Below are 24,826 nucleotides of genomic sequence, written 5' to 3'. Positions count from 1 at the left end.
GAGCCCCGACGGCCAAGCGGCCGAGGGCTAATAAATCGCTGCGAAAGGTGCATGGCTTAGATTCTACAGTCCCCAGGGAGGCGCTTTCTACCGAGGCTGCTCCGTTCGGGGTTATCACCGGAAAGAAGAAATCACTAGCCTGGGAGGATGACTCTCGATGTTCCGCTTGGTGATCCGATTCTGCTACCAGCTCTTGCCCGAGCCTTGGAAACAGCGGAGTACACAGTGGATGGGGTGGCCGATTTCCTGGGCGAGTCAGCCTACGCGGCGCTGAACCGTGAACAACTGGTCCCCGCACTGCTGGCCACGGAAGGCTCCTCCCAACCGGTGGCCGTGCTAACCCGACTCTTCTTGCTGGCCGAGCCGACCGCCGTCGAACTCCTTGACCAGGCGCTGCCCGGGATTGGGGCGGAGGGGCTTGCCAAACTCGGACTGATCGAGTTGAAGGATGGACTTGGCCACGCCCTGGCGGACTTGCGCCCCTATGCCTTCCAGGACGATCAGGGGGAGGTGCAACTCCAGGTGGCCAGCGATCTGGCTGCTCACCAACGCCCCGGGGTGCTGCGCCGAGATCATGTGCTGGGCATTGGCGGGGCTTCGCTCACCCTGGCGCAGGCAACTATTCGAAACCCCGTAGAGAAAGCCCTTGACCTGGGTACCGGCTGCGGCATCCAAACCCTGCACCTGCTTCGGCATGCGCGGCAGGTGACGGCGACCGATATCTCCGAACGGGCGCTCGCCTTCACTCGGTTCAATCTATTGCTGAACGCAGAGTTGCTGGGCTTGAACCCACAACATCTTGAAGAGCGCGTGCAGCTCAAACAGGGCAGCTTGCTGGAGCCGGTGCAGGGTGAGGAATTCGATCTGGTGGTCTCTAATCCACCTTTCGTAATCACCCCGAGACACCGTGGAGAGAGCGCTGCGGAACAGTTCACCTATCGGGATGCGGGGCTTCCCGGAGACCAGTTGGTTTCCTCGCTGCTCCAAGCCCTGCCCGCCGTACTGAGTCCCGGGGGCTCCGCCCAGTTGTTGGGCAACTGGGAGATCTCCGCAGCGCAGCCCTGGCAACAGCGGGTCGAACCCTGGGTTGCCGGGATCACAGATTGTTGGGTGATTCAGCGTGAGGAAATCAGCCCGGAACAGTATGCGGAAACCTGGCTCCAGGATGCCTCCCAAGGGCGCGATGCCACCTCTTACGCCGACTCCTACCGGGACTACCTCCAGGATTTCGCCGCCCGGAACGTGCAAGGTATTGGGTTCGGAATGGTGTGGTTGCGGCGTGGCCGGACGGAAGCCGCGCTCTCGACCTTGCACAGATTTGAGGATCTTAGCCACCCGCTCGAACAGCCGATCGCACCCTACTTAGCGGCCGCCGTCGAGCGGGCCGATTGGCTTTCTACTACGGAACTAGCGACGGCGAAGCTCACCGTGGCGGAGGACGTTACCGAGGAGCGGCATCAGCGCCCCGGCGCGGAACATCCGGGGGTGATTCTGCTTCGCCAAGGTGCTGGCCTACGCCGAACCACGCTGCTGAGCACCGAACTGGCGGGATTCGTCTCGGCCTGCGACGGCACCCTGAGCGTCGGGCAGATCGAGGCCGCGCTCGCTGCGCTACTGGACCGGGAACTGGAGTTATTCGACCAGGTCCGCGAGCTTGTCCTGGATGGATTCCTGCTTCCGGACGAAGCGCAGGATAACCACGCTAATGCCCAGGCAGAGCAACAGAGTAACGCTCCCGCTGAGCACAAATCCGAGCCGCGCGCCGAGTAGGCTACCCAGCAGTCCACCCAGCCCCAGAGCGCCGATGGATACTGCTCGGGTGAGCGCCTGAACGATGGAACCGACCTGGCCTCGCTTGTGTTCGGCGGTGCGGAGCATCAGGAGCGCGCCAAACGTCGCATTGAGTGCGCCGATGCCAAGGCCAAGGATTGCGGCCATTATGAAGAGCCAAACCAAGCTTGGGGCTAAGCCCATCAGCGCTAAGAGCAAGGCCGATCCGGTTGCGGAAAGCAGGAAGATTCGCAACCGCCACCGCTCCGAATTGATTCTGCCTGCCCAGAGCGAGCCGAGGACCAGACCAATACTCATGGTGGCCGAGAGCAGCCCGTACTGCAGCTCGGTGGCGTGCAGCTCCTCCCGGGCCAGGAAAATTTCGAGCACGTTGATGGCTTCGGCGAAGAGCACGATCAGCAGTGCCGCGAAGACCACCAAGCCCAGCAGGGTATCTTTGCCCAGCTCACGCAGCCCGTCCAGCAGCCGAGGAGGTTCCTGTTCAAGGCCGACGGCGGCGGCTTCGGTGCGCAAGGATCTCCTGGTACGGATGCATAAGGCTCCCACGGCGAGCAGTAGATAACCGGCGGCTGCCGCCCAAAAGCTGAAGGCTAAGCCTCCTTGGCCCAATAGGAATCCGCCCAGTGCTGGCCCGACCATCCCGGCCAGCATTAAGGTCGCCTGCATGGTCCCCATCGCCTGCGGAGTGCGGTCCTCGCCCACGATCCGCGGCAGCAGCGCTTGCCAGGTGGGGGAGGCTATGGCGAGCCCCGCTTCCAGCACGACGGTGAGGGCCAGCAGGGCGGGCAGGTAGTTGTCCAGGAACTGGGTGCTGAGCGCCATCAGGGCGACGGCAACCGCGCTTAGTAGCGATGCTCCGGTAGCAAGGGCTCGGGAATCCCGGGTGTCCGCGAGTCGCCCGGCCCACGGTGCCAGCAGAACGGTGGGCAGGGTGGCGATCAGGAGGTAGCAAGTCACCATCCAAGCTCCGGAACTTGGATCGGATGCGCTGCTTTGCAAGTGCAGCATGATCGTGATGGTCACCGCACCGTAGCCCACGGTGGCAAGGAAACGTGCGGCGCTGGCGATCAGGTAGTCCCGATTCCGAAACAATCCCGCACCGGTGGAAGTCTGAAGCTTCTCTTTCATAACTATGAAACTAATGCTTCATAACTGAGATGTCAAAGGGTTCTTTCAGATATTAGTTAGACTGGGGACATGCCCGAACGTGAACGATCCGAACTGGTCATCACCGATGCACAGGCCATCCGAGCGATGGCACATCGGCTTCGACTAGAGGTTATTGACGAACTCTTCGCCTCCCAAACCCCCGCCACCGCGACAGAACTCGCGCACCGCTTCGGTGGAACCCCCAGCGCCATGAGCTATCACCTCCGCGCCCTGGAGAAATGGGGATTCGTCCAACGTAGCTCGGGTACCGATGGCACCGATCAAAGGGAACGTCGATGGCAAGCCACCGCCCAGAGCGTGCGGGTGGGCGAAGGGGTGGCAGCCTCCGCGCTGCTCGGCAGCACCCTGATAGAGATTCAATTCGGCCAGGTCCTGGACCGGATCAACGCCGCAATGCGGCAGGTGAACTTGGTGGGCGAAAAGGGGTCGCCGTCCATGTTTATCTCCACCACCAAGCTCAAGCTCAGCGAGTCGCAACGCAAGCTCTTCGCCGAGGATTACCAGACACTGGTGGATAAATACCGGCAACTGGGTGAGGATTCCGATCAGCAAGCCAGCTATCTACACACCGTCTTCGTCCCGGACGATCCAGGAGAAGTCTCAACCGAAGATTCTCCAAGCTGAGCTGGTGGGGTTATCCCTACCAGCGGGGTGCGGGAAACCAACAGAAAGACGGCCGCTGGCACCAATGTGCTGATCGCGCCCGGCTGGAAAACTGAATACTGTGAATACAGCAACCCAGACGGCCACGATTCCATTGATTGACCGCGATACCAGGGAACCCACCATGACCAGCCAGTTCCGGCAAACTTCCGAGCGGGAAGTCCAACTCGGCTTCTTCGGACGGTTGGGAAGGAACCTGGCTTACTGCCTGGCTTCTTTCTTCCTCGGAATACCGGCTTTCGTTGCGGTAGTAGCCCTGTTCAGCCTGGGGGTCTCCACGGCCATCATCTACGGAGGTATCTTCGTTCTGCTTGGCACGCTTTATGCGGCGAGCTTCTTCGCTACCGCAGAGCGTCGACTGGCAGCTTGGAGCCGAGAGCCGTTGCCTCTGCACCTCTATAAGACTATTTCCGCTCCCGGTCTCCGGGGTGTACTTCTCCGCTTGACCGATTCGTTGCGCTGGCGGGAAGCCATTCACGCGGTGGTCGCTTTCCCGATTCGAATAACAGTCTTCTGCCTGGCGCTGTGCTGGCTCGTCGCCGGGCCGGGTATGTTGACGGCGTTCTTCTGGAAACGCTTTCTGCCCTCGGATTCCCAGGATATTTGGGACCTCATTGGCTTCCCGGTGAGCCTTCACGGTTGGCTGGATGCCGCCGTCGGACTTTTCTTCCTGCTCACCCTGCCCGCCGTGCTCAAAGGCCTTGCTTCCTTGCAGTGGTTGCTAGCGCGCGGGTTACTGAGTAATCAGTCGGCTGTCTGGAAGGCCAAGGCGACCCAGTTGGAAGCTTCCCGGAACTCTGCGGTGGCTGCCGAAGCGGGTAATTTGCGCCGGATTGAGCGGGACATTCACGACGGGCCGCAGCAGCGCCTGGTGCGGGTCTCCATGGACCTCAAATCCGCGCAGCGCCGGCTGGAGCGGGGCGAGGCCGGGGCTGCCGAACTGGTGGCGGAAGCTCTGGTCCAGACTCAGGACACACTCAATGAACTGCGGGCTATCTCCCGAGGCATTGCCCCGCCCATCTTGGTGGATCGTGGCTTAGCTGCCGCTATTGAGGCGGCAGCGGCGCGCACCCCAATCCTGGTCTCGGTGCAGACCGAGGGCTTGGAGGAACATCGGCTCCCGGAGAATGTGGAGAACACGGCTTATTTCCTGGTCACCGAGGCGCTGACGAATGTGGCTAAGCACGCCAATGCGCGTCGAGCCACCGTAGAAGTCCGGGTGTTGAAAACTGCGCTAGCGGTTTCGGTACGAGACAACGGCGACGGTGGCGCGCACCTGGGTAAGGGACACGGGCTGGCTGGGTTGGCTGAGCGGGTCGAAGCCAGCGGAGGCGTATTGACAGTGGATTCGAGTGCTAAAGGAACTCTGATAGCAGCCAACCTGCCACTGCCGTGAACCGGCAACCATTCGATTCGTGGCCCGGTAATCTAGGGGAGTGAATGCGATCAGGGTGGTGCTGGCCGAGGACTCGGTGCTGCTACGAGAAGGGCTGGTCCGGTTGCTCGGCGAGGGTGGCTTCCGGGTGGAAGCTGCGGTAGGTGATGCGGAGTCACTGCTCGCGGCGGTCGCCGAAACCAAGCCAGATATCGTGCTTACCGATGTCCGAATGCCTCCGGGACACAGCGATGAAGGGCTACGAGCCGCGCTACAGATCAGAAGCAAGGCGCCCCAGATTGGTATTTTGGTGCTCTCCCAATATGTCGAGTTGAGCTACGCCCGAGATCTTCTCGCCACCGCCGCTAATGGTGGCGGCATCGGCTACCTACTCAAGGATCGGGTCACCGATGTGGATGAATTGGTCGAGGCGGTGGGGCGGATCCATTCCGGTGGCACCGTGCTGGACCCGGAGGTAGTTTCCGCGCTCTTCGTCAACACCTCTACCCGCAGTGCCATCCACGCGCTGACCGAGCGTGAGCGTGAGGTGATGGGGCTGATCGCCGAGGGCCGCTCCAATACCGCCATCGGGGAGCAACTGGTGGTCTCGGCTGGGGCGGTGGAGAAGCACATCTCCTCGATCTTTAACAAACTGGATTTGCCGCCGTCGCCCGAAGATCACCGCCGGGTGCTGGCCGTGCTGAGCTGGCTCCGGCACTAATTTTCGCCTGCGGCGTTTCTGGCCAGCCGCACTGAGTACCTTGGCGGCACGCCTTTTAATGTATGGTGAACTAGATTCGGGGGCCGCATCATGATGAGGGAATTTCGCAGCTAGGAGAACCGTGCCCACTAAGGCATCCAAGACAGAAGGGACCTCCCCGAAAGGGAAGGTCAGCAAGAAACTGGTAATCGTCGAGTCTCCGGCGAAGGGTAAGACCATTGCCGGTTACCTTGGCGAGGGCTTCGAGGTGGAAGCCTCCTATGGCCATATCCGGGACCTGCCGCAGCCTTCCGACCTGCCCGCTGAACTGAAGAAGTCTTCGGTGGGTAAGTTCGCGGTTGATCTGGATAACAACTTCGAGCCCTACTATGTGGTGCCTTCGGATAAGAAGAAAAGGGTCTCCGAGCTTAAGGCTGCGCTCAAGGACGCCGACGAACTCTACCTGGCCACTGACGGTGACCGGGAGGGTGAGGCGATTGCCTGGCATCTGCTCGAGGTGCTCAAACCCAAGGTCCCGGTTTACCGTTTGACCTTCCCGGAAATCACCAAAGAAGCCATCCAGCGTGCGATGGGTGAGCTGCGCGACGTCGATATGCCGATGGTCGATGCCCAGGAGACCCGAAGGGTACTGGACCGGCTCTATGGTTATGAGATTTCCCCCGTGCTCTGGCGCAAGGTCTCCCGGGGGCTTTCCGCTGGACGTGTTCAGTCGGTGGCTACCCGGCTCGTGGTGGAACGCGAACGCGAACGGATGGCCTTCCGGGCTGCCTCCTATTGGGATCTGGTCGGTGAGTTCGCACCCTTGGATTCGAGCCAGGCTTTCAACGCGAAGCTGGTGGCCGTTGATGGTTCCAGGGTTGCATCCGGACGTGATTTCAACGATGCGGGCGAACTTACTTCAACCAAGCTGGCCCACCTCGATGAGGCTACCGCTAGCGCTCTCGCTGCGGGCTTGCAGAGTTCTTCCTTTGCCGTCCGCTCGGTGGAGCACAAGCCGTACACCCGCCGCCCGGCGGCACCGTTCACCACCTCAACCCTGCAGCAGGAGGCGGCGCGTAAGCTGCGTTTCTCCGCGAGGGTGACCATGCGGGTGGCGCAGAGCCTCTACGAAAACGGCTACATCACCTATATGCGTACCGACTCGGTGGCGCTGAGCGATCAGGCGATTAGCGCCGCTCGGCGGCAGGCTGCCGAGCTCTACGATCCCTCATTTGTGCCGAATGCGCCCAGGGTCTACTCGAATAAGTCGAAGAACGCTCAGGAGGCTCACGAAGCGATCCGTCCGGCGGGTGACTCCTTCCGGATTCCCGCCCAGGTGGCCCGTTCGCTCAGCTCCGACGAATTCAAGCTTTACGAGCTGATCTGGAAGCGCACCGTGGCTTCGCAGATGGCCGACGCCAAGGGCTCCACCGCCTCGGTTCGCCTCGGTGCGCTTTCCGCCGATGGCAAGGACGCAGAGTTCGCCGCTTCCGGTACCGTGATCACCTTCCGGGGCTTCATGGCAGCCTATGAGGAAGGTCAGGACGAGCGGCGGAACAAGGACGACGGCGATGCTGCCGACGGCGGTCGCTTGCCTAATTTGAGCGCTAAGGATGCGCTCAAAGCCGAGGCGATCAACGCAGTTGGGCATGAGACCTCGCCGCCGCCGCGCTACACCGAAGCCTCGCTGGTGAAGACCTTGGAAGAGCGCGGCATCGGCCGGCCTTCGACGTACGCGGCGACCATTTCCACGATTATGGACCGTGGCTACGTCAGCCAGCGTGGCTCGGCACTGGTGCCTAGTTGGGTGGCTTTCTCGGTGGTGCGCCTGCTGGAGGAGTATTTCCGGAACTATGTGGATTACGACTTCACCGCGGCGATGGAAGAGGATCTGGACCGGATTTCCCGGGGCGAGGAGACCGGGCCGCACTGGCTCAAGCTCTTCTACTTCGGCAATGAGGACGGTTCCGGCCTGCTGCCGATCGTGAACAACCTGGGTGAAATCGATGCCCGGGAGATCAATTCGGTGCCGATCGCTGAGGGCATCACCCTGCGGGTCGGTAAATTTGGTCCGTACTTGGAGAAGCCGGTACCCGCCGATGCCCCGGAGGGCACCGAGCCCGAGCGCGCCAATGTGCCCGAGGACTTGGCTCCCGATGAGCTCACCGAGGAGAAGGCGATTGAGCTCATCAATACCGCTGCTCCGGAGGAGCGGGTGCTGGGCACGGACCCGGATTCCGGGCACACCGTGGTGGCCCGGAACGGTCGCTACGGGGCCTATGTCACCGAGGTTATTCCGGAGCCGACGGCGGAACAGCTCGCCAATGCTCCCATTGAGTACTACAAGAACGGCAAGCCGAAGCCACCGAAGAAGCCGGTCAAGGCCAAGCCCAGGACCGGTTCGCTGTTCGCTTCGATGTCTGTGGAGACCGTCTCCTTGGAAGAAGCCTTGCAGCTGATGTCTTTGCCTCGGGTGCTTGGCGCCGATGCAGAAGGCAACGAGATCACCGTGCAGAATGGGCGGTTTGGCCCGTACCTGAAGAAGGGTACGGACTCGCGTTCCATCGGCTCCGAGGAGGAGATCTTCACGATCAGCTTGGACCAGGCGCTGGAGATTTACTCGCAGCCGAAGCAGCGCGGTGCCCGTGCCGCGGTGCCGCCGCTTGCTGAGTTCGGCGATGATCCGACGTCGGGCAAGAAGATTGTGGTCAAGGAAGGGCGCTTCGGCCCTTACATCACCGATGGTGAAACCAACATCACTGTTCCCAGGGCTACCTCGATTGAGGAACTGACCAGGGAGCGCGCCATCGAGTTGCTGGCCGAGAAACGAGCTCGCGGGCCGGTGAAGCGGACCAGCACTAGGGCCAAGGCACCCGCTAAGCGCAAGGCTCCGGCCAAGCGCTAAGGTTTTGAAACTCCCGCCTTCGAGTGTGGAGATCTGCACGGTTTGACCCCGGTATAAGCTGCAGATCTCCACACTCGATGGCTGGGGAACCTCGATTTCAGTCTTGAAGGTACTCCCGACTTTAATAAGGGAATGCCTCCTGCTTGGTCTTTGCGTCAAAGTCTTGCCTCTGACTCTTCGTGGATCGCCGAGCTCCGAGCCGTGGTGATGCGTCCAGACCTTGAGCGACTTGAGCTCTGGGACCCGGTGTGGGTGAGGGAACGTTTTCTCAGAGGTTTTCATCCGGAACATACCTCTGTTATCGAGGTTGAAGGTGCCGTAGTGGGCGTTATTGCTGTTCGTCCGGAGACAGATGAGCAATGGATTGAACACTTTTATCTCGCCCCCGAATATCAGGGCCAGGGCCTGGGGAGCGCGGTACTAGGTCACGTCATGACGATGCAGCGCGATCACCGGCCATTTCGTCTGAACGTACTCAAAGGCAGCCCGGCCAGACGCCTGTATGAGCGTCACGGATTCGTATATGAGCACGAAGACTCTGTCGATGTGTTTCTGATCGCTGAGACGGGGTTGTAACCCTGGTGGTTCGGGCTTAGCCCTTCATACCCAGCTCGAGGGTGCATTCGCTCTTGGCCACCAGGAACGTTTATCGGCTCCGGGGGAGAAGTGTGTGAACATACCGCTTGGCGTGGTTGTGTTAAGTTGCACCCCTGGAACTGGCCGATTGGTGCCATTAAAAATGTTTCCGATGACGTAGCCGAGACTTTCCCAGTTGGCCTTCATTGCGGCTGCGGCAGCCTTAGGGTCTGCGATTGATCCGCCGTCAGTGTTTGAGCCTTTCCACCCGGGGAAAGTAGTGCCGGAGTGTTTCACGGTGTCTTCGATGGTGTTTGCGAAGTCTTTGAGAACTATGTCGGCGGGGCGGGTGCAGGCGGTGAGGAACGCGGTCGAGATGATGAGCGATAGGAGGGGTGCGGTGATCGAGAATTTTGGCTGGTGGCAGGATCGTGTGAGTTTACTCAACGTTGGTCTCCTGCCTATTACTTTGTGGCGGCAGAAAGTAAATCCTGCCGTTAGTTTCCGGTGGGTGGGGTTGTTGGTGTGGGGACACCGTTGAGGGAGGGGTCGAGGGTGCATTCACTCTCGACGTCGATGCTACTTTTTCCCATGGAGGGGGAGTAGATGATGCGGGTTCCGGTGGGGGTTATTCCGGTGAGATCGATGGTCTTGTTGTCTCCTGGCCAGGGAACTATCCCGTCGATGGTGTAGCCGATGGATTCCCAGTGGGTCTTCATTTTTTCCACCGCTGCCGTGGTATCAGGAACGGGACCGCCGTCGATTTGGATGGAAAAGTTGTGTCCTTCGCCGGAGCCGATGGTGCACCCGTTCCGGTCGATTTGTTGTGGGTCTTTGCGGTTCCAGGTGGGGAAGGTGGTGCCGGAGTGTTTCACGGTGTCTTCGATGGTGTTGTAGAAGTCATTGCGTACCACGTCGGCGGGTCGGGTTCCGTTGTAGGGGTGTGAGGGGTCGGTGGTCATGGTTCCTCCGGGTCCGGGTCCGGGTCCGGATCCAGGTCCAGGGGCGAGCGGGGTGCAGGCGGTGAGGAACGCGGTCGAGATGATGAGCGCTAGGAGGGGTGAGGTGATCGAGAATTTTGGCTGGTGGCAGGATCGTGTGAGTTTACTCATCGTTGGTCTCCTGCCTTTTACTTTGTGGCGGCAGAAATTAAATCTTGCCGTTAGTTTCCGGTGGGTGGTGTTGTTGGTGTGGGGACACCGTTGAGGGAGGGGTCGAGGGTGCATTCGCTTTCGATGTTAATGCCGGTTTTTCCCATGGAGGGGGAGTAGATGATGCGGGCTCCTGTGGGGGTTATTCCGGTGAGATCGATTCGTTTGTTGTCTCCTGGCCAGGGAACTATTCCGTCGATGGTGTAGCCGATGGATTCCCAGTAGGTCTTCATTTTTTCCACCGCTGCCGTGGTATCAGGAACGGGACCGCCGTCGATTTGGGTGGCGTAACCGTTTCCCTTCTCGGAGCCGACCTCACAGCCGTAGAGGAGTATGCCGTCAGTGTTTGAGCCCTTCCACCCGGGGAAAGTGGTGCCGGAGTGGTTGATGGTGTCGTCGATGATGTTTGCGAAGTCTTTGAGGACTATGTTGGCGGGTCGGGTGCCGTTGAAGGGGTGTGAAGGGTCGGTGGTCATGGTTCCTCCAGGTCCAGGGGTGGCGGGCGTGCAGGCCGAAATGATGGGTATCAGGGCGGTGGTTACTAGCAGTAGTGCTACTAGACGGGTGTGGGAGGAACGGTTCTTGGTCACTATCAGCCTCGTGGTTTGCCCAGGGTTGCAGGGTCTTGTTTACTCTCGTCGGAGATGGTCTCCCAGGGATCAAGATGTATCCCTGATGGCAGGGTCTGATGGAGCGGGACAAGAGGGGTGATCGAGTCTCCGTGTCCGATCGAGGTCAGGGCGATGTTGTGGCTGGACTCGGTTCCAGGATCGAGGTAGCCGTGCCCGGTGGTGGCAGAGAAGAAGGAGAATTTATCGGAATGGCCTTGCGCGTCGTGGCCGGTGACCATCTTATAAGGGACACCAGTTTGAGGGTCGTATCCGCCGTCGGAGGAGAAACTGTGGGCACCCCAACCGGGCAGTTGTGGGCTGAATCTTCCGACCTTGGGATCTAGAGTGCCAATCCCGAGGAGATCGCTGCCCCCGATCCCTGCGTAGGGTGCGACTCGGTCGTCAAAGGCCTGGGTCGCGTAGACGGCAGGTTGGCCGTCTACTTTTGCCACGTTCATGGCTGCGGCGTTGGTGACGGCGTGGAGGTCGATCCCTGCGGAGGCGAAGAACGTGACGGTATCCACCGGGTAGTGCGTCTTCGTGAGGGCATACGCTGAGGTAGTGGTGCCGTAGGAATGAGCAACGACGTTGTTCTTCGGCTGATCGAGACTGTTACCGTCCCACCGGGTCGCGTAGAAACCATCCAGGGCAGCAGCAAGCTTCTGAGAACCTGCTTGAGCCTTATCGAGCTTCAGGACCTCAGTCCCCTCAACATCCTTTACCGGGTTAAGAAACTGCGATCCTTCCGGCGGCTTCTCGGGAGTGTCATACCCAATCCACGCAACCACCGCATGCCCCGGATCTTTCAAATACAAAGAGTCGTAAGCATCTTTTTGGCCGTTGTAGAGGTCTTGGGCTGAGTGGCCCCAGGACTCCATACCGTCATCGACGGTGGTTCCCATGCCCGGGATATTCCAGGTCACGTTTTTGGCGGTGTCTAGGTTGCCGATCGCAATCGCCCCGAGCGGTTTTCCATTATTCAGATCAAAAGAAATCAAAGAATGGTTGGGGATTGGTTTGCCGTTCTTGTCGACGAGTTTCTTTTCGATCTCGCTGATGGCTTTGAGGACTCGGGGGGTGGTGTTGGGGTCGGTTTTGATGAGGTCGATGTTTGTTTTGTTCGCGATGCCTCGGACGCTATACGGAATCCCGTTGAGGTTGCCGATGATGCCAGGCACGTAAAGGGTCAGGGCTATTTGTTGGGTCGGGTTGAGCCCTGCCCACCAGTTCTTGATCCCGGCGACGTCTTCACCAACATTCGCCCCGAGTGGGTTGCGGACACTTCCTGGGTTCATCAGCCCGTACAGCACGAGTTGTTCTGGGGTGAGGTTGCCGAGTTGGTTGAGGTATTCCTGGCGGTGGGTGAGGTCGCCGCTGTCGAGTTCTTTCCGTAAAGCATCGAGTTTGGTGAGTTTCGGGTTTTTGTCCTGGTGTATCAGGGCTGCTAAAGAGCCGGGTCCGATCGGGATGTCGTTGTCGAGTCCGGCCTTATAGGCTGCTGCGGCGGGGCTGGTAACGAAAGCGGTAGTGGTAGCGATCCTGTCTCCTTCGGCTTTGTAGCGTTCCCGGAGGTCATCGGCTTGGTGGTTGAGGTGATCGAGGCGTTGCTGGGCGTCATTGATCATGTATTGCCCGCGAGTATCCGAAAAGATTTGTGCCAGACCGGGCAGGATGGTTTCTATCGCGGCTTCAGTGATGGCTTCCGGTAGGGAGCGTTTCGCGGCGTCTTCGATGCGTTCCTGCTTGCCCGCCTCAACCAGCGCATGCCCTTGGTCCAGGTCGTCATTAGCTTGGTGTGCTTGGGTCAGGAGTCGGTCGGCTTCATCCTGAAAACTTTGCAGGCTGGCAGTCCAGGACTTATAGCCGTTCGCAAGGTTCTCACAGCCCTGACCATAAACTTTCAGTAACGCCCCATCACGGGCCAGTAACGTCCGGGCCGCCTCCACGGAAGCCCCGGAACCAGCAACATGAGTGCGTTCTAACAGGTTCTGGGCGTCGGAGAGTTTCCCGGCTTTATCTCCCCAGTTCATCGAGATCCGTTGAACGTCCTCCACACACCCTGGGGCTGGGTCTGAGCCGCCGAGCAGCGACCAATCACCGCCTCTGCCCATCATTTCCCCTTTACTTGTCCACTGAGCATCGCATCGACCTGCGCGAATTGTGCTGCTGTGTCGTGAGTCTGTCGGCTATCGGAGGTGATCGCGTCAGCCAGTTTCGGCCCGTCCTGGTCCCAAACCTTAGTGAACGTTTCACTAGCCTCCCTCAAGAGGGCATGTCCCACATCGCCGGTCACTGCGGGACCAGCCGCATCCACCTCATGACTCACTAAGGACAGGGCAGCACTAGCAGCATGAAACGCCTGGTATTGAACCTGAAGAACAGCCACCCATCACCACCCCTTCTCGTGAACTAGAGGTCGTTCTTTTATTTGCCGAGCTTGGAGGCGAGGTGTTGATCGGTGGATTCCAGGGTCTGGGAGGCATGACGTAGATACGCGGCAAGACCTTCTAAACCGCTCACGGCTTGCTGCGCACCATGAGTGAACTGGACATACTCGGCTTCGAACGCTTTCGAGGAAGAGTCCGTCACATACCCCGAAGCGACTAAGGACTGGATCTGACGCTGTAACTCAGAAAGTTTCCCTTCCAGATCAGCCCGCCCGTTATCTAACTGCGTACCGGCAGCATCCAACTCACCATACGAAACCTTCAAATTCGCCATCACAAACTCCCAAGGATTCAGCGGGTGCCGGCTGATCCGAAACCGCAAAGTCCATTAAGAATATAAAAACGATAGACAGAAAACAACCCCACCCCAAAACACCACAAACAACCCAAACACCCACATCGAGTGTGGAGATCTACACGCTAAACAACACCCAAAACATGCAGACCCCCACACTCAACGAAAGAAGTGAGAGGAAGCCGCTAGGCTACCTCGCTAGGGCCCCCATTGGATCCCAGGCGGGGAGAATGATCGGTGGCTCGGCCAAGGCGGCTTGCAGTTCCGGGCTGAGTTTGTTCTTATCCACGGCCACTTCGAACATGTACTCGTCGAACCAGGAATCGTTCATGGTGTAAAAACCCTGATCGGCGTTCTCATCACCCCAACTGTTCTCCACCCGCCAGCGCCGGGTATCGCCGTCGAGCACATCCACGCCGGTGAACAGCATGGCATGCGTCATAGCCGATTCTCCGAGATTCACCCGCTCCTCCTTGTCTAGGCTCAGGTCAACGCCGTACACGCCCTCGTAGTCGAAGAGCCGAGCATCCCATAGGCCGTCTTGCCGGAGCATTTGGGGTCCAACATCGCAGCCGAACCAGACCGGAGAACCGCCCTGGAGCGCTTCCCGGGACAGGTCCTTCATGAGCTGGATATCTACATTCAGATAAACGGTGGCATCGCCGCCAATAACATTGCCCAGATATTCCACGCTCAGGGTGCTGCCCTTGGGGTGCTCACGGCGCGGGTCCTCCACGAGGCAGACGTAATCATCGAGATTCAGCTTGGTGTATTTGGCCAGAAACTCTTGGGGCGTCAGCACGCCGTCGCGACTGAACTTCTTATCGTCATCGATCCATTGCCAGTCCACCGAGCTGGGCGGAGTGCCAAGGTGGATGGTGAGCACTCGGTGCACCTCGGTAATGCTGCGTTGCACGGCGGCATCCAGATCGGTCTCCGAAGCCCCGTCCGCGGCCAGCCCTCGAAGGCTCAGCGCGGCTTTGTGTAGCAGCGTCCGCAGGCGTGCATTGAGCTGTGCGGTATCCGAAGAGGACTGGGTCTCCGGCATTGCTTCCTGCGGCACCGCTCCGTACTTTTTGAAAATGCTGCTGGACATATTCCATTGCCCGCCATCGCCCATCAGCGATTCATTGAGGAAGACCACTAGCCGGTCATCGAGGGGGCGATCTGCGGTGTCGATGATGGACTGAAGGTAGTAGTTAGCTCGTTCCAGCTTGTCGAAATACATCGGGTAGTTCTGTGAGAACTCAAAATTCTTCAGATTGAGTGCTTGCCTGGCCTCGGCGCGGAGTAAGTTGAGGGCGGCGAACAGCCAGCAGCGGCCCGACTTCTTCTGATTCGTCACCTTCCAGTCATCGAGCCGGGTGGACATGGTGCGAGAGGTGGAAGCCACAACGCTGTGGTTGACCGCGAGGTCGTTGAGTGCGGTTCGGGTGACCGCGTTTTTCGCCAGAACTGCGGCAGGATCGGCGGCGAATCCCGCGGTGAGATCTGCTAGCTGATCGATGGTGATGGATTTTGTGGCCAATCGTTGTTGTTCAGTCATAGCTTCAGTCCTATAACGGATGCCTCAAGCAATCAATGGCTAGCCCTGGGTGAAGCGCTACACACCTACTATGGGGCTATCTCTCTGCCACGCCCACGAGCCGGATCTCGTCGATTTCCTGCCACCCGAAAAGATCGGCCACAAGCCTGCGCCACCCGACAAGTCGTGGGAGGAACTGGTGAGCACCTTGGATGCGGTGCGCGACTGGGCGGAGGAACGTATCGCCAAGGTGGATGCCTCCTGAGAAGCCTTCGACGCCGTGCGCCGGAACGCCAAAATCGGAACGCCAGCCCACAGAACAAGAGCCCACAGCACCTAAGCCAACAGAACGCCGGAACACGCTGATAGCGCTGAGCCGCAACTACCCTAGCCAGGGAGCCGATCTAGGGGAGCCCAGCTGAAGCCTTCCCGCTGCGCGTGCACGCGCCCCAATTGCTGTCCGGAGAAATGGCCAAAGCCAAGAATCTCACCGGAATCTGCCGCCCGCCGCAGTGGCTGCTTGCCGGTGTTGAGGGCCAGTTCGACGTCGTCATCCACCCGGAAGGCTATCTCCGGTTCCGCTAGCTGGGCTTCGTGATGAACCACGTCTCCGAGCAGGAGCATCGGGCCGAGCATGGACTCAACGGCTAGGGAGAGATGCCCCGGAGTGTGTCCCGCGGTGCTCCAATGCAGCCATTCCCGGCGATTAACCAGATGCCGAGCGTTCGGGAAGGATAGGGCATCGGCTCCGGGGAAGACTGTCCAGCCCAGATGATCGTCATGGAGATGGGTGTAGAAGACCTCGCTCACCATTCGACGACCAATTCCATGCTGGTTCGGGCTTTCCAGCAGAGCACCGCTACGGTAGCGGGCCGCGGCTGGGAGTTCGAAATTGGCCGGGCCGAGGCCCAGATCCACCCGCACTATCCGCTCACCCTTGGACAGCAGGAAGCTGCCAATACTCGCCTTTAGCCAGCCCTCGCCGTCGAGCATTTCAGCCAATCGGGGATGACGCAACCAGCTTTCGGTACCGCTGTTCGGGAACATTGAATGCGGATCGGCCCGGACTTCCCCGTCCGGCAGGTAGTTACAGGTAGTTACCGGTCTGGAACGCACTTATAAGTAACCCTGACGACTATCCGAGCCTCCGATGCATAAACTTGGCCACATGCGACTTGGCGTTCTCGACATCGGTTCAAACACCGTCCACCTGCTGCTTGTCGATGCGCATCCGGGTGGCCAGCCTGTTCCCTTTGCCTCCCATAAGCGACCGCTTTCGCTGGTGCAGTACCTGGACCAAGATGGTGCCATCACCGAAACAGGGCAGCATGAATTGGTGGAGTTCGTCCAGGAAGCTAAAGTCTTTGCCGCTCAACATAGTGCCGAGGATTTGCTGGCTTTCTGTACCTCCGCGATCCGGGAAGCCAGCAATGGCGAGAGCGTGTTGGAGCGGGTGCGGACGGAGACCAGTATCCAGTTGCGTGAGCTGACCGGGCCGGAGGAAGCCGCGATGACCTTCTTCGCGGTCCGCCGTTGGTATGGCTGGGGAGCCGGCACCGTTCTTGATCTGGATATTGGCGGTGGTTCCTTCGAGCTAGCAATGGGCGCCGACGAACTGCCAAGCAAGGCCGTTTCGGTGCCGCTCGGCGCCGGTCGGTTGACCCGCGACTGGCTCCCCGAGGATCCGCCCACTGCGAAGAGTGTCAAAGAGCTGCGTAAGTACATTCGATCAACGCTCAAGGCACCAATCAAGGAATTCTCTCAATTGGGGACTCCGAATCTGGTGGTGGGAACCTCCAAGACCTTTCGTTCGCTCGCTCGGATTACCGGAGCCGCTCCCAGCGCGATGGGACCCTTCGCGCGCCGTGAACTACACGCAGTCGATCTTGGCCTGTGGACTCAGCGGCTCACCGCAATGAGCGCCGCCGACCGACTGCATTTGCCCGGAGTCTCCGCAGCACGGGCCCTGCAACTCCTGGCCGGAGCCCTAGTGGCCGAGGCTGCCCTGGAACTTTTCAAGGTCTCCACCTTGCAGATTTGCCCTTGGGCACTGCGTGAGGGCCTGATCCTGCGCCGCCTGGACCAGTTGGTTTTTGACGGCCCGCTACAGCCGCCGCGCCACGTCAGCGCGCGTACGGTGGCCGAGGGAAGCTGAGGCGATGGCGATTTCGGTCTTGCTTTCCAGCGCCTCGGTGTATCCGCTGTCGGTGCACGATGCCTTTGCCACGGCTCAGGATCTGGGCTATGACGGCCTCGAAGTGATGGTGACCAATAATGCGAGCAGCCAGGATTCTGCCGCGCTGAGGACGCTGTCTGAGCGCTACCAGCTGCCGATTGGGGCTATCCACGCACCCACCCTGCTGCTGACTCAACAGGTCTGGGGAAACTACTGGAACAAGCTTGAACGCTCCATCACCCTGGCCGCCGAGGTGGGAGCCCAAGTTGTTGTGGTGCATCCGCCCTTCCGCTGGCAGAGCGACTATGCCCGGAGCTTCGCGCCCGGAGTTCGGGATCTTGCCGAGTCCAGCGGAGTGCGGGTAGCGGTGGAGAACATGTACCCATGGCGGGTTCGCGGGCGCGAGGTCAAGGCCTATCTGCCGGATTGGGATCCGTTGCCGCAGGACTATTCGGATGTCACCTGGGATTTCTCCCATGCGGCCACTGCGGGCGTATCCTCCCTGCAGGCGGTTGAAGCTCTGGGCAACAGGTTGCGTCATGTTCACCTGACCGATGGCTCGGGTTCCGGACGGGATGAGCATCTGATCCCAGGACATGGGAATCAAGAATGCGCGGAAGTTCTGCGATACCTGGCCCGCAAGGAGTTCGACGGCGCCGTGGCGGCTGAGATTTCGACCCGGAAGGTCAAAGGGGTGGGGGAGCGAGAGGAATGGCTCGCCGAGACCCTGAGCTTTGCCCGCAAGCACCTCGCCGATATCGAGTCTTAAATGAGTAAGCACCGGAGAGTCGATGTGGTCAGCGGTTGGGGGGAAACACTGACCGACTCTCCGGTGCTGTAACCGATCGCTTGGCAACGATCGATCCGCAATCACTCGCACCTTAATGAGGTAGTAACTACGTTAGGGGGCCACTCTGGGGGCAAGCTGCTACCAAGCTGGGAATTGGCTGGTAATCGGAAAAACTTCGGAATCTGGCTTTTAGTGAACCGCTTGAAGCGGCTGGACTCGTAAGCGCAGCGGGATGGTGGAAGGATGAAGTCATGATCAATCGGATTGCATTTCTGGGCTGCGGATCAATGGGCGAAGCTATTCTGGCCGGGCTGCTAGCCGGACCGCTAGAACCTGCCGCCGTGGTGGCAACTGTACGTCGAGCGGAGCGCGCCGAAGAGCTTGCCCTGAGGCACGGGGTGACGGCGATTGCGAACTCCGAGGAAGCAGAGGCGAACTCTTTCGCGGTGGCCGGCGCCGACGTCGTAGTGCTGGGTGTGAAACCCGCCCAAATAGCCCCACTATGCCGGGAGATCGCTGGGGCGCTTGGCCCGGAGACAGTGGTGCTGAGCGTGGCGGGCGCGGTCACCCTTGAACAGATCGAACGCGAGCTTCCGGCCGGTCAGCCGGTGGTGCGCACCATGCCCAATACCCCACTAATGGTGGGCCGAGGCGTGGTCGCGTTGTCACTGGGAAGCTCCGTGAGCGAGGCGCAGGCCAAGCTGGCTCACCAGGTCTTTGCCGAATCCGGAGTGGTACTGCAAGTGCCTGAGGAACAGCTGGCGGCTATTGGTGCCATTAGTGGTTCCGGCCCCGCCTACGCCTTCTATCTGGCCGAAGCGATGGCGACGGCGGCAAGAGACTTTGGCCTGGATGAGCAGACCGCCAGGATCCTGGCCAATGAGACCGTGGCGGGGGCCGGTCTGATGTTGGCACAAGACGGTGCCGATGCCACTGCTCTGCGCAAGGCCGTGACCAGCCCCAAGGGGACCACCGAACAGGCTATTGCGGTTTTTGACGCGCAAGGCCTGCCGGGAATTGTCCTTGCGGGGGCTCAGGCCGCAGCCCGTCGCTCCGAGGTAATTACCGCTGAACTGCAGAATCCGAGCGCTTAACGTCCGAATTCTGGCGCCCGGTCTTAGCTAGGGCCGGGCCGCGAAACGTTCCAGCAAATCGACGTGCCCGGAGACGATGAGCATATGCCGGGCGGAGACCTTGGTGTCCGGCTGGGCGTAGGTGAAATCCTCGCCCGGCGATTTCACGCCTACGATGGTGACACCGTATTTTGAGCGCACCTTGGACTCGGCCAGGGTAAAGCCCTGGGTTTCTTTGGGCGGGTACATTTTCACGATCGCAAAATCATCGTCGAACTCAATGAAGTCCAGCATTCGCCCGGAGACCAGGTGTGCGGCGCGGACCCCGGCATCGGCCTCGGGATAGATCACGTGATTTGCACCGATCCTGGTCAGGATCTTGCCATGCGACTGGGTGATCGCCTTGACCCAGAGATGCTCGATGCCCAGATCTACCAGATTTACCGTGATCAGTACGCTGGACTCGATGGAGGTACCCACCCCGACGACGGCGGAATTGAAGTCCTGCGCCCCCAGTTGCCGGAGCGCGTCGATATTGGTCGCATCGGCCTCCACCACATGGGTCAGAGCCCCCGACCATTTCTGCACCAAGGAGGGGTCACGCTCGATGGCGAGCACCTCGCGACCCTGTTTGACCAATTGCTCCGCAGTAGCCGAACCGAAGCGACCTAGCCCGATCACCAGCACGGGTGCATTATGGGCGGGACGCGAATTGGAGCCAGATTTATCAGCCAATGATCGGCCTCTCTTCCGGGTAGTGGAACAATTGACGGCGTTGCCTCAGGGCCAGTCCGGCGGCAAGGGTAATGGTGCCGACACGGCCGGCGAACATCAGAACGGTCAGCACATAGACCCCGGCTGGCGGCAACTGGCTGCTCAGGCCGGTACTCAGTCCGCAAGTAGCGAAGGCCGAGATCACCTCGAAGAGTACCTGATCCAGCGGGGCGTTGCTGATGATCAGCAGGGCACCGGTGGCCAGTAGCACGAAGGTGGCACCCATAATAATGACCGAAATGGCCACCCGCATGGTGCCCTGGGGGATGGTTCGACCATAAATCTTCACATCGGCGTCACCGCGCGCTTCGGCGGCAATGGCAAGGAACATTACCGCGAGTGTGGTGACCTTAATGCCGCCGGCTGTCGAGGCGGAACCGCCACCGGCAAACATCAGGGCATCGGTGAAGACCCGTGAAACAGGTTCCAGTGATTGCATATCGACCAGATTGAAGCCACCGGATCTAGTCATGATGGAAGCAAAGATTGAATGCAGCAGCTTGTCGCCATCGCTGAGATTGCCGATGCTTTTGCTGTTGTTCCACTCAAAGGCGGCGAAGCCGACCATACCGACCAGCACCAGGATCAAGGACACCTGGATGGTCAGCTTGGTGTGCAGGTTCCACTTGCGGATTCGGAAGCCCTGGCTGAGCAGGATCATCATCACCGGAAAGCCGAGGGAACCGAGGAAGACGCCAACCATCAAAGGGGTCAGAATCCAGGGGTCAGCCTCGTAGGGCACAAGTCCGTCGGAATGCGGGGTAAAACCGGCATTGTTAAAGGCCGAAATGGAATAGAAGACGCCGTGCCAGACGGCTTTGCCGAAGGACTCGCCCAGAATCATGAAGCGCGGAACGAGCACTAGGGCTAGCACGATTTCGACCACCACGGAGGTGGTGATCACGATCTTGAGTAGGGTGCCAACCTCGCCAAGCCGACCGGCGTTCATCGCCTCTTGTGCGATTAGCTTGCCTCGGACGCCTAGCCTGCGGGAGACCATTAGAGCCATTAAGGAAGCCAGCGTGAGAATGCCGAGACCGCCAACGAAAATCGCGATCAGGATCACCAATTGACCGAAGAAGGTCCAGTGCAGAGCGGTGGAAACCGTGGTTAAACCGGTAACACAGACCGCGGATACGGCTGTGAAAAGCGCATCGTGAAAGGGCGTCACCTGGCCGTTGCTCGCGGCCGCCGGCAGGGAAAGCAAGGTGGTGAACAACATGATCACCAGTACGAACACGATCAGGGCCAGACGCGCGGGAGAGGAACTTGCTACCGAGTCGATGAAATCCCGCAGCGCCACCACAAAGGCGAAACGACCGCGCTCGCTGCGCGGCTGCCAGGCAGCCTGACTCTTAGCCATCGTCGGGGAAACTTTCTGCTGGGTGGAAATAGAGACCTGACAAGTAGTAAATCACTTTTGCCGCAGGCAGGGCGCAGGAAGCCTTCGATTGCACCAGTGTGCCCGGAATCACGTAGCCTGTCAGAGATGTCTTCGCCAAGCAATGCAGCGCCGCAATTACCCGCCACCTGTGTGGTGTGGGACCCCGCGCTGACCGCCTACAATTTCGGCCCGAGCCATCCGATGTCCCCGGCACGGTTGTCCTTGACCGCGGAGCTTGCCGGACAACTGGGACTCTTTGATCGAGCCGGGGTAACGCTTACCGAACCCTATGTGGCCAGCGATGCCGAGTTGCTCACCGTACATGAGGCCGAGTACCTAGAGGCGGTCCACTCGGTCAGCGCCAATCCGCATGCCGTGGCCGAACGCGGCCTGGGGACCGAGGATGATCCAGCCTTCGCGGGCATGCATGAGGCGAGTGCGCGGTTGGTGGGCGGTTCGCTCCGAGCCGCTGAGGCGATCCTGGATGGCAGTGCGCAACGCGGAGTGAACTTCTCCGGTGGCATGCATCATGCCAGCCGCGGCAAGGCGAGCGGTTTTTGTATCTACAACGATGCTGCGGCTGCCGTGCAGCGACTGCTCGATGCCGGAGTGCAGAAGGTGGCTTACGTCGATATCGATGCTCATCACGGAGATGGCACCGAGAGCATTTTTTATCACGATCCGCGAGTATTGACGGTCTCCCTGCACGAAAGCGGGCTCTCGCTGTTTCCCGGAACCGGCTTCGCCAATGAGACCGGAGGCCCTGAGGCTATCGGCAGCGCAGTGAATATCGCGCTACCGGCCTACACCGGTGACGGGGGCTGGCTACGGGCCTTTCACGCCGTCGTGCCTCAAATTCTGCGCGCCTTTAGGCCGGAGATGATCGTCTCCCAGCACGGTTGCGATTCGCATCGGGATGATCCTCTGACGCATCTGGGCACTAGCGTCGACGCGCAACGCGAAGCCGCACTAAGTATTTCGGCGCTCGCGAACGAACTCTGCGAGGGCCGATGGCTGGCGGTGGGCGGCGGTGGTTATAACGTGGCCAATGTGGTGCCCCGGGTTTGGTCGCATTTGATTGCGATCGTGGCAGGGAAACCGATCCCACTGCGGACGGAGGTGCCTTTGGCCTGGCGGGAGAGGGTAAGCGCTACCTTCGGCAGCGAAGTACCCGCACTGATGGGCGACGATGTTGAGCTCTGGTGGCGCTCCTGGGAGGTCGGCTACAACCCGGCGGATGCCGTGGATCGCGCTGTGATGGCGACGCGGAAGGAAATCTTCCCGCTCTACGGCCTGGACCCTTGGTTCGACTGAACTGAAGCTACTCCACCAGGAGTGCCGTTCTAGATGCCTTTTCGGTTATATATCGCTAGGGTAGTTCTATGGTGAACGAAGACGTCTTTACCGTGCTTGCCGAGCGGACTCGTCGAGACATCCTGAAAGCCCTGCAAGGTGACGATAAGGCAGTGGGCGAGTTGGTCGAGGAAATCGGGGCCAGCCAACCCACGGTTTCCAAGCATCTACGGGTGCTGCGAGAGGCGGGGCTGGTGTCGATGCGCGCCGAAGGGCAGCGCCGCTATTACCGTCTGGACGTCGAGCCGCTATATCGGATCTCTGAATGGCTCGATGACTTTGGCCTGGCTTCGGTTGAGCCGAGACAGTCAGCAAGTGATCCAGCTGAGGCTGATCAGGCCCTGGTAGTTACGGAAGACCAGCTTCTGGAAACAGGAATGGACCCCGATTCGATGCCACAGCAGATTGGCCGCAGCGTGGGCAGAGCCGCCACAAAAGCGGCCGATCTATTGGCTAATCTGCCAAAATTTGGTCGTCGCAAAGATTAGCCAGCTCCCTTGAGTGCCGGATTCACCGGGATTCGATGAGCAAGAACCGGGTCTAAACCCGTCTAAGTTGAGCATCGACTGGCCCGGCGCTGAGGATCCGCTGTATAAATTTCTGGTAAAGCACTTTCACATTGGTCATTCCACCGTCTAGAGTATCCTTGACGCGGTCAGGTGTTCCTGCCGCCTGTGGGTTGTGCTTTCAACTCAAGAGTGAAGGGTTCTTAGGATATGGCCGAGAAAAACACATTCTCCGATGTGCGCTTTCTAACCGTGGCTGAAGTTGCGGATGTAATGCGTGTTTCGAAGATGACGGTGTATCGGATGATCCGTTCCGGAGAGCTTCCCGCGGTCCAATTCGGACGTTCTTACCGGGTTCCGGAGAATGCCGTGAATGAGCACTTGCGCAGCGTCGGGCTGGGCAGTTCGGCGGAGACAGCCTAAAGGCTGTACCCTGGTAAAGATCCAGATCGGTCAATATGTTGATAATCCTTGGCTCTCGCCGGGAAACAAGTTTGTGAGGACTTTGTGGGTTCAGTAATCAAGAAGCGCCGCAAGCGGATGGCGAAGAAGAAGCACCGTAAACTGCTTCGTAAGACTCGTCACCAGCGTCGCAATAAGAAGTAAGGCTTTCAGCCTGGCCCGTCACCAAAGGTGGCGGGTTTTTCTTTGCCCGCTAGCTTTCCTTCAAAGCCTATTTAGCGGTTGCGAATCCGGCTGAAACCGCGCCACAATCCGTACACCACGCCTGCCGCGGTTGCTAGCCGGAGCCCCCGAGTGGCGGCCCGTCGGCCGGAACGGAAATCGTAGATTGGCCAATTATTGTCCCGGGCATGACGGCGTAGCTTGGCATCGGGGTTAATCGCCACTGGATGTCCTACTGAGGTGAGCAATGGAATGTCGTTATAGGAATCGCTATAGGCCCAACTGCGCTCCAGGTCTAAACCTTCTCGTTCGGCTAGTGCCCTAAGCGCCACGGCCTTGGCCGGGCCGTGCAGGATGTCTCCGACTAATCGGCCGGTGTAGAAGCCGTCCTTGATCTCGCCCACGGTGCCCAATGCCCCGGTCAGTTTCAGCCGGGAAGCGATCACCTCGGCCACCTCAATCGGGGTGGCCGTGACTAGCCAGACCTTACGACCTACCCGTAGATGCTGTTCGGCCAGTGCGCGGGTTCCCGGCCAGATCTTGGAGGCGATCATCTCGTCGTAGACTTCCTCGCCTACATTCGTGACGAAATCAGCCTTGATTCCGGCGGCCAGCGTGAGGGCTGAATCCTGCACCGAATGAATATCGTCCATATCCTCGCCGCGGACGATGAACTTAGCCTGCTTCCAGGCGAATCCAGCGACCTGGCGCAAGGTGAAAGCCTTCTTCTGATACATCTTCCGGGCCAGATGAAAAAGGCTGGCACCGCGCATCAGGGTGTTATCAACGTCGAAAAAAGCTGCCTCTCCCGGGTGAACTACGCTAGCCGAGGGCTGCTCGACAACGTCGCTCTTCACTTCGGGCATACTTCGAGTTTAGTCAGTATTCTCAAAGATTCCTGACTTTACGCTCCGTCTTCGCAACTTATGGTGTCGAA

Annotated in this window: 23 protein-coding genes and 1 pseudogene; 14 read left to right on the top strand and 10 right to left on the bottom strand. The window is 59.7% G+C overall.

Features of this window, described 5'->3' with window-relative positions; genetic code table 11:
* The first annotated feature begins 147 nt into the window (after nt 1-147).
* Nucleotides 148-1,770: a DUF7059 domain-containing protein gene (locus FHU41_RS08905; protein WP_179389338.1), complete on the top strand. Its 1,623-nt coding sequence runs from the start codon at nt 148-150 to the stop codon at nt 1,768-1,770.
* On the opposite strand, the pseudogene FHU41_RS15130 reads toward FHU41_RS08905, so the two are convergent.
* Nucleotides 1,735-2,919: pseudogene (locus tag FHU41_RS15130) on the bottom strand (MFS transporter); the annotation flags it as partial. The gene FHU41_RS08905 and the pseudogene FHU41_RS15130 sit on opposite strands and share 36 nt — an antisense overlap.
* 69 nt (nt 2,920-2,988) lie before the next feature.
* On the opposite strand from FHU41_RS15130, the gene FHU41_RS08900 reads away from it, so the two are divergent.
* The 5 genes from FHU41_RS08900 (at nt 2,989) to FHU41_RS08880 (ending at nt 9,180) form a co-directional block, all read left to right on the top strand.
* Nucleotides 2,989-3,585, top strand: a complete 597-nt coding sequence (locus tag FHU41_RS08900) for an ArsR/SmtB family transcription factor (protein WP_179389337.1) — start codon at nt 2,989-2,991, stop codon at nt 3,583-3,585.
* 100 nt (nt 3,586-3,685) lie between these two features.
* A complete protein-coding gene (locus FHU41_RS08895) occupies nt 3,686-5,020 on the top strand; it encodes a sensor domain-containing protein (protein WP_179389336.1) in 1,335 nt (444 codons plus the stop codon).
* A 40-nt stretch (nt 5,021-5,060) separates the two neighbouring features.
* The gene (locus FHU41_RS08890) at nt 5,061-5,720 is read left to right on the top strand and encodes a response regulator transcription factor (protein ID WP_425503289.1); all 660 of its coding nucleotides are present in this window, start codon (nt 5,061-5,063) and stop codon (nt 5,718-5,720) included.
* A 121-nt stretch (nt 5,721-5,841) separates the two neighbouring features.
* Nucleotides 5,842-8,604 carry a type I DNA topoisomerase gene (topA, locus tag FHU41_RS08885; RefSeq protein WP_179389335.1) on the top strand — a complete coding sequence of 921 codons (2,763 nt, stop codon included), beginning with the start codon at nt 5,842-5,844 and terminating at the stop codon, nt 8,602-8,604.
* A 132-nt stretch (nt 8,605-8,736) separates the two neighbouring features.
* Nucleotides 8,737-9,180 (top strand): GNAT family N-acetyltransferase, encoded by a 444-nt coding sequence (locus FHU41_RS08880; protein WP_179389334.1) that lies wholly within the window; start codon nt 8,737-8,739, stop codon nt 9,178-9,180.
* A gap of 497 nt (nt 9,181-9,677) precedes the next feature.
* On the opposite strand, the gene FHU41_RS08875 is transcribed toward FHU41_RS08880, so the two are convergent.
* The 5 genes from FHU41_RS08875 to FHU41_RS08855 all read right to left on the bottom strand — a co-directional run bounded on the left by FHU41_RS08875 (nt 9,678) and on the right by FHU41_RS08855 (nt 15,230).
* Entirely contained in the window at nt 9,678-10,292 is a 615-nt protein-coding gene (locus FHU41_RS08875) for a hypothetical protein (RefSeq protein WP_179389333.1), read from the bottom strand.
* A gap of 50 nt (nt 10,293-10,342) precedes the next feature.
* A complete protein-coding gene (locus FHU41_RS08870; RefSeq protein WP_179389332.1) occupies nt 10,343-10,807 on the bottom strand; it encodes a hypothetical protein in 465 nt (154 codons plus the stop codon).
* Nucleotides 10,808-10,923: 116 nt separating this feature from the next.
* Nucleotides 10,924-13,056 (bottom strand): alpha/beta hydrolase, encoded by a 2,133-nt coding sequence (locus FHU41_RS08865; RefSeq protein WP_179389331.1) that lies wholly within the window; start codon nt 13,054-13,056, stop codon nt 10,924-10,926.
* A gap of 310 nt (nt 13,057-13,366) precedes the next feature.
* A complete protein-coding gene (locus FHU41_RS08860; protein ID WP_179389330.1) occupies nt 13,367-13,663 on the bottom strand; it encodes a WXG100 family type VII secretion target in 297 nt (98 codons plus the stop codon).
* 211 nt (nt 13,664-13,874) lie between these two features.
* Complete coding sequence (locus FHU41_RS08855) at nt 13,875-15,230, bottom strand: C1 family peptidase (RefSeq protein WP_179389329.1); 1,356 nt, start codon at nt 15,228-15,230, stop codon at nt 13,875-13,877.
* 70 nt (nt 15,231-15,300) lie between these two features.
* On the opposite strand from FHU41_RS08855, the gene FHU41_RS08850 reads away from it, so the two are divergent.
* Entirely contained in the window at nt 15,301-15,474 is a 174-nt protein-coding gene (locus FHU41_RS08850) for a hypothetical protein (RefSeq protein WP_179389328.1), read from the top strand.
* A gap of 122 nt (nt 15,475-15,596) precedes the next feature.
* Here the strand turns inward: FHU41_RS08850 and FHU41_RS15125 are convergent, their stop codons facing one another.
* A complete protein-coding gene (locus FHU41_RS15125; protein WP_179389327.1) occupies nt 15,597-16,325 on the bottom strand; it encodes an MBL fold metallo-hydrolase in 729 nt (242 codons plus the stop codon).
* A gap of 52 nt (nt 16,326-16,377) precedes the next feature.
* On the opposite strand from FHU41_RS15125, the gene FHU41_RS08840 reads away from it, so the two are divergent.
* The 3 genes from FHU41_RS08840 (at nt 16,378) to proC (ending at nt 19,269) form a co-directional block, all read left to right on the top strand.
* The gene (locus tag FHU41_RS08840; RefSeq protein ID WP_179389326.1) at nt 16,378-17,364 is read left to right on the top strand and encodes a Ppx/GppA phosphatase family protein; all 987 of its coding nucleotides are present in this window, start codon (nt 16,378-16,380) and stop codon (nt 17,362-17,364) included.
* A 4-nt stretch (nt 17,365-17,368) separates the two neighbouring features.
* A complete protein-coding gene (locus FHU41_RS08835) occupies nt 17,369-18,154 on the top strand; it encodes a sugar phosphate isomerase/epimerase family protein (RefSeq protein ID WP_179389325.1) in 786 nt (261 codons plus the stop codon).
* A gap of 272 nt (nt 18,155-18,426) precedes the next feature.
* A complete protein-coding gene (gene proC, locus FHU41_RS08830) occupies nt 18,427-19,269 on the top strand; it encodes a pyrroline-5-carboxylate reductase (RefSeq protein WP_179389324.1) in 843 nt (280 codons plus the stop codon).
* Between the two features lie 27 nt (nt 19,270-19,296).
* Here proC and FHU41_RS08825 read toward each other — a convergent pair whose 3' ends face one another.
* Both FHU41_RS08825 and FHU41_RS08820 read right to left on the bottom strand, forming a co-directional pair.
* Nucleotides 19,297-19,935: a potassium channel family protein gene (locus FHU41_RS08825; protein WP_425503321.1), complete on the bottom strand. Its 639-nt coding sequence runs from the start codon at nt 19,933-19,935 to the stop codon at nt 19,297-19,299.
* A gap of 40 nt (nt 19,936-19,975) precedes the next feature.
* Nucleotides 19,976-21,385: a TrkH family potassium uptake protein gene (locus FHU41_RS08820; protein WP_179389322.1), complete on the bottom strand. Its 1,410-nt coding sequence runs from the start codon at nt 21,383-21,385 to the stop codon at nt 19,976-19,978.
* 126 nt (nt 21,386-21,511) lie between these two features.
* Between FHU41_RS08820 and FHU41_RS08815 the strand changes: the two genes are divergently transcribed.
* The 4 genes from FHU41_RS08815 (at nt 21,512) to FHU41_RS08800 (ending at nt 23,871) form a co-directional block, all read left to right on the top strand.
* Nucleotides 21,512-22,720, top strand: coding sequence for an acetoin utilization protein AcuC (locus FHU41_RS08815; RefSeq protein WP_179389321.1), 1,209 nt, complete (start codon nt 21,512-21,514; stop codon nt 22,718-22,720).
* A 68-nt stretch (nt 22,721-22,788) separates the two neighbouring features.
* A complete protein-coding gene (locus FHU41_RS08810; protein ID WP_179389320.1) occupies nt 22,789-23,247 on the top strand; it encodes an ArsR/SmtB family transcription factor in 459 nt (152 codons plus the stop codon).
* A gap of 228 nt (nt 23,248-23,475) precedes the next feature.
* Nucleotides 23,476-23,688 carry a helix-turn-helix domain-containing protein gene (locus FHU41_RS08805; RefSeq protein WP_179389319.1) on the top strand — a complete coding sequence of 71 codons (213 nt, stop codon included), beginning with the start codon at nt 23,476-23,478 and terminating at the stop codon, nt 23,686-23,688.
* An 84-nt stretch (nt 23,689-23,772) separates the two neighbouring features.
* Entirely contained in the window at nt 23,773-23,871 is a 99-nt protein-coding gene (locus tag FHU41_RS08800) for a 30S ribosomal protein bS22 (protein WP_003792170.1), read from the top strand.
* Between the two features lie 71 nt (nt 23,872-23,942).
* Here FHU41_RS08800 and FHU41_RS08795 read toward each other — a convergent pair whose 3' ends face one another.
* Nucleotides 23,943-24,755, bottom strand: coding sequence for an HAD family hydrolase (locus FHU41_RS08795; protein WP_179389318.1), 813 nt, complete (start codon nt 24,753-24,755; stop codon nt 23,943-23,945).
* Between the last annotated feature and the right edge of the window lie 71 nt (nt 24,756-24,826).

This window comes from Psychromicrobium silvestre (assembly GCF_013408295.1).
GTDB lineage: Bacteria > Actinomycetota > Actinomycetes > Actinomycetales > Micrococcaceae > Renibacterium > Renibacterium silvestre.
Note: the sequence above shows the minus strand (reverse complement) of the source record. Positions and strands in the feature narration are given on the sequence as shown.

What these genes read in the sequence shown, in the direction of transcription:
- FHU41_RS08905 (WP_179389338.1), top strand. Translation starts at nt 148, where the DNA reads ATGACTCTCGATGTTCCGCTTGGTGATCCGATTCTGCTACCAGCTCTT.
- FHU41_RS08900 (WP_179389337.1), top strand. Translation starts at nt 2,989, where the DNA reads ATGCCCGAACGTGAACGATCCGAACTGGTCATCACCGATGCACAGGCC.
- FHU41_RS08880 (WP_179389334.1), top strand. Translation starts at nt 8,737, where the DNA reads ATGCCTCCTGCTTGGTCTTTGCGTCAAAGTCTTGCCTCTGACTCTTCG.
- FHU41_RS08875 (WP_179389333.1), bottom strand. Translation starts at nt 10,292, where the DNA reads ATGAGTAAACTCACACGATCCTGCCACCAGCCAAAATTCTCGATCACC.
- FHU41_RS08870 (WP_179389332.1), bottom strand. Translation starts at nt 10,807, where the DNA reads ATGACCACCGACCCTTCACACCCCTTCAACGGCACCCGACCCGCCAAC.
- FHU41_RS08865 (WP_179389331.1), bottom strand. Translation starts at nt 13,056, where the DNA reads ATGATGGGCAGAGGCGGTGATTGGTCGCTGCTCGGCGGCTCAGACCCA.
- FHU41_RS08860 (WP_179389330.1), bottom strand. Translation starts at nt 13,663, where the DNA reads ATGGCGAATTTGAAGGTTTCGTATGGTGAGTTGGATGCTGCCGGTACG.
- FHU41_RS08855 (WP_179389329.1), bottom strand. Translation starts at nt 15,230, where the DNA reads ATGACTGAACAACAACGATTGGCCACAAAATCCATCACCATCGATCAG.
- FHU41_RS08850 (WP_179389328.1), top strand. Translation starts at nt 15,301, where the DNA reads ATGGGGCTATCTCTCTGCCACGCCCACGAGCCGGATCTCGTCGATTTC.
- FHU41_RS08840 (WP_179389326.1), top strand. Translation starts at nt 16,378, where the DNA reads ATGCGACTTGGCGTTCTCGACATCGGTTCAAACACCGTCCACCTGCTG.
- FHU41_RS08835 (WP_179389325.1), top strand. Translation starts at nt 17,369, where the DNA reads ATGGCGATTTCGGTCTTGCTTTCCAGCGCCTCGGTGTATCCGCTGTCG.
- proC (WP_179389324.1), top strand. Translation starts at nt 18,427, where the DNA reads ATGATCAATCGGATTGCATTTCTGGGCTGCGGATCAATGGGCGAAGCT.
- FHU41_RS08820 (WP_179389322.1), bottom strand. Translation starts at nt 21,385, where the DNA reads ATGGCTAAGAGTCAGGCTGCCTGGCAGCCGCGCAGCGAGCGCGGTCGT.
- FHU41_RS08815 (WP_179389321.1), top strand. Translation starts at nt 21,512, where the DNA reads ATGTCTTCGCCAAGCAATGCAGCGCCGCAATTACCCGCCACCTGTGTG.
- FHU41_RS08810 (WP_179389320.1), top strand. Translation starts at nt 22,789, where the DNA reads ATGGTGAACGAAGACGTCTTTACCGTGCTTGCCGAGCGGACTCGTCGA.
- FHU41_RS08805 (WP_179389319.1), top strand. Translation starts at nt 23,476, where the DNA reads ATGGCCGAGAAAAACACATTCTCCGATGTGCGCTTTCTAACCGTGGCT.
- FHU41_RS08795 (WP_179389318.1), bottom strand. Translation starts at nt 24,755, where the DNA reads ATGCCCGAAGTGAAGAGCGACGTTGTCGAGCAGCCCTCGGCTAGCGTA.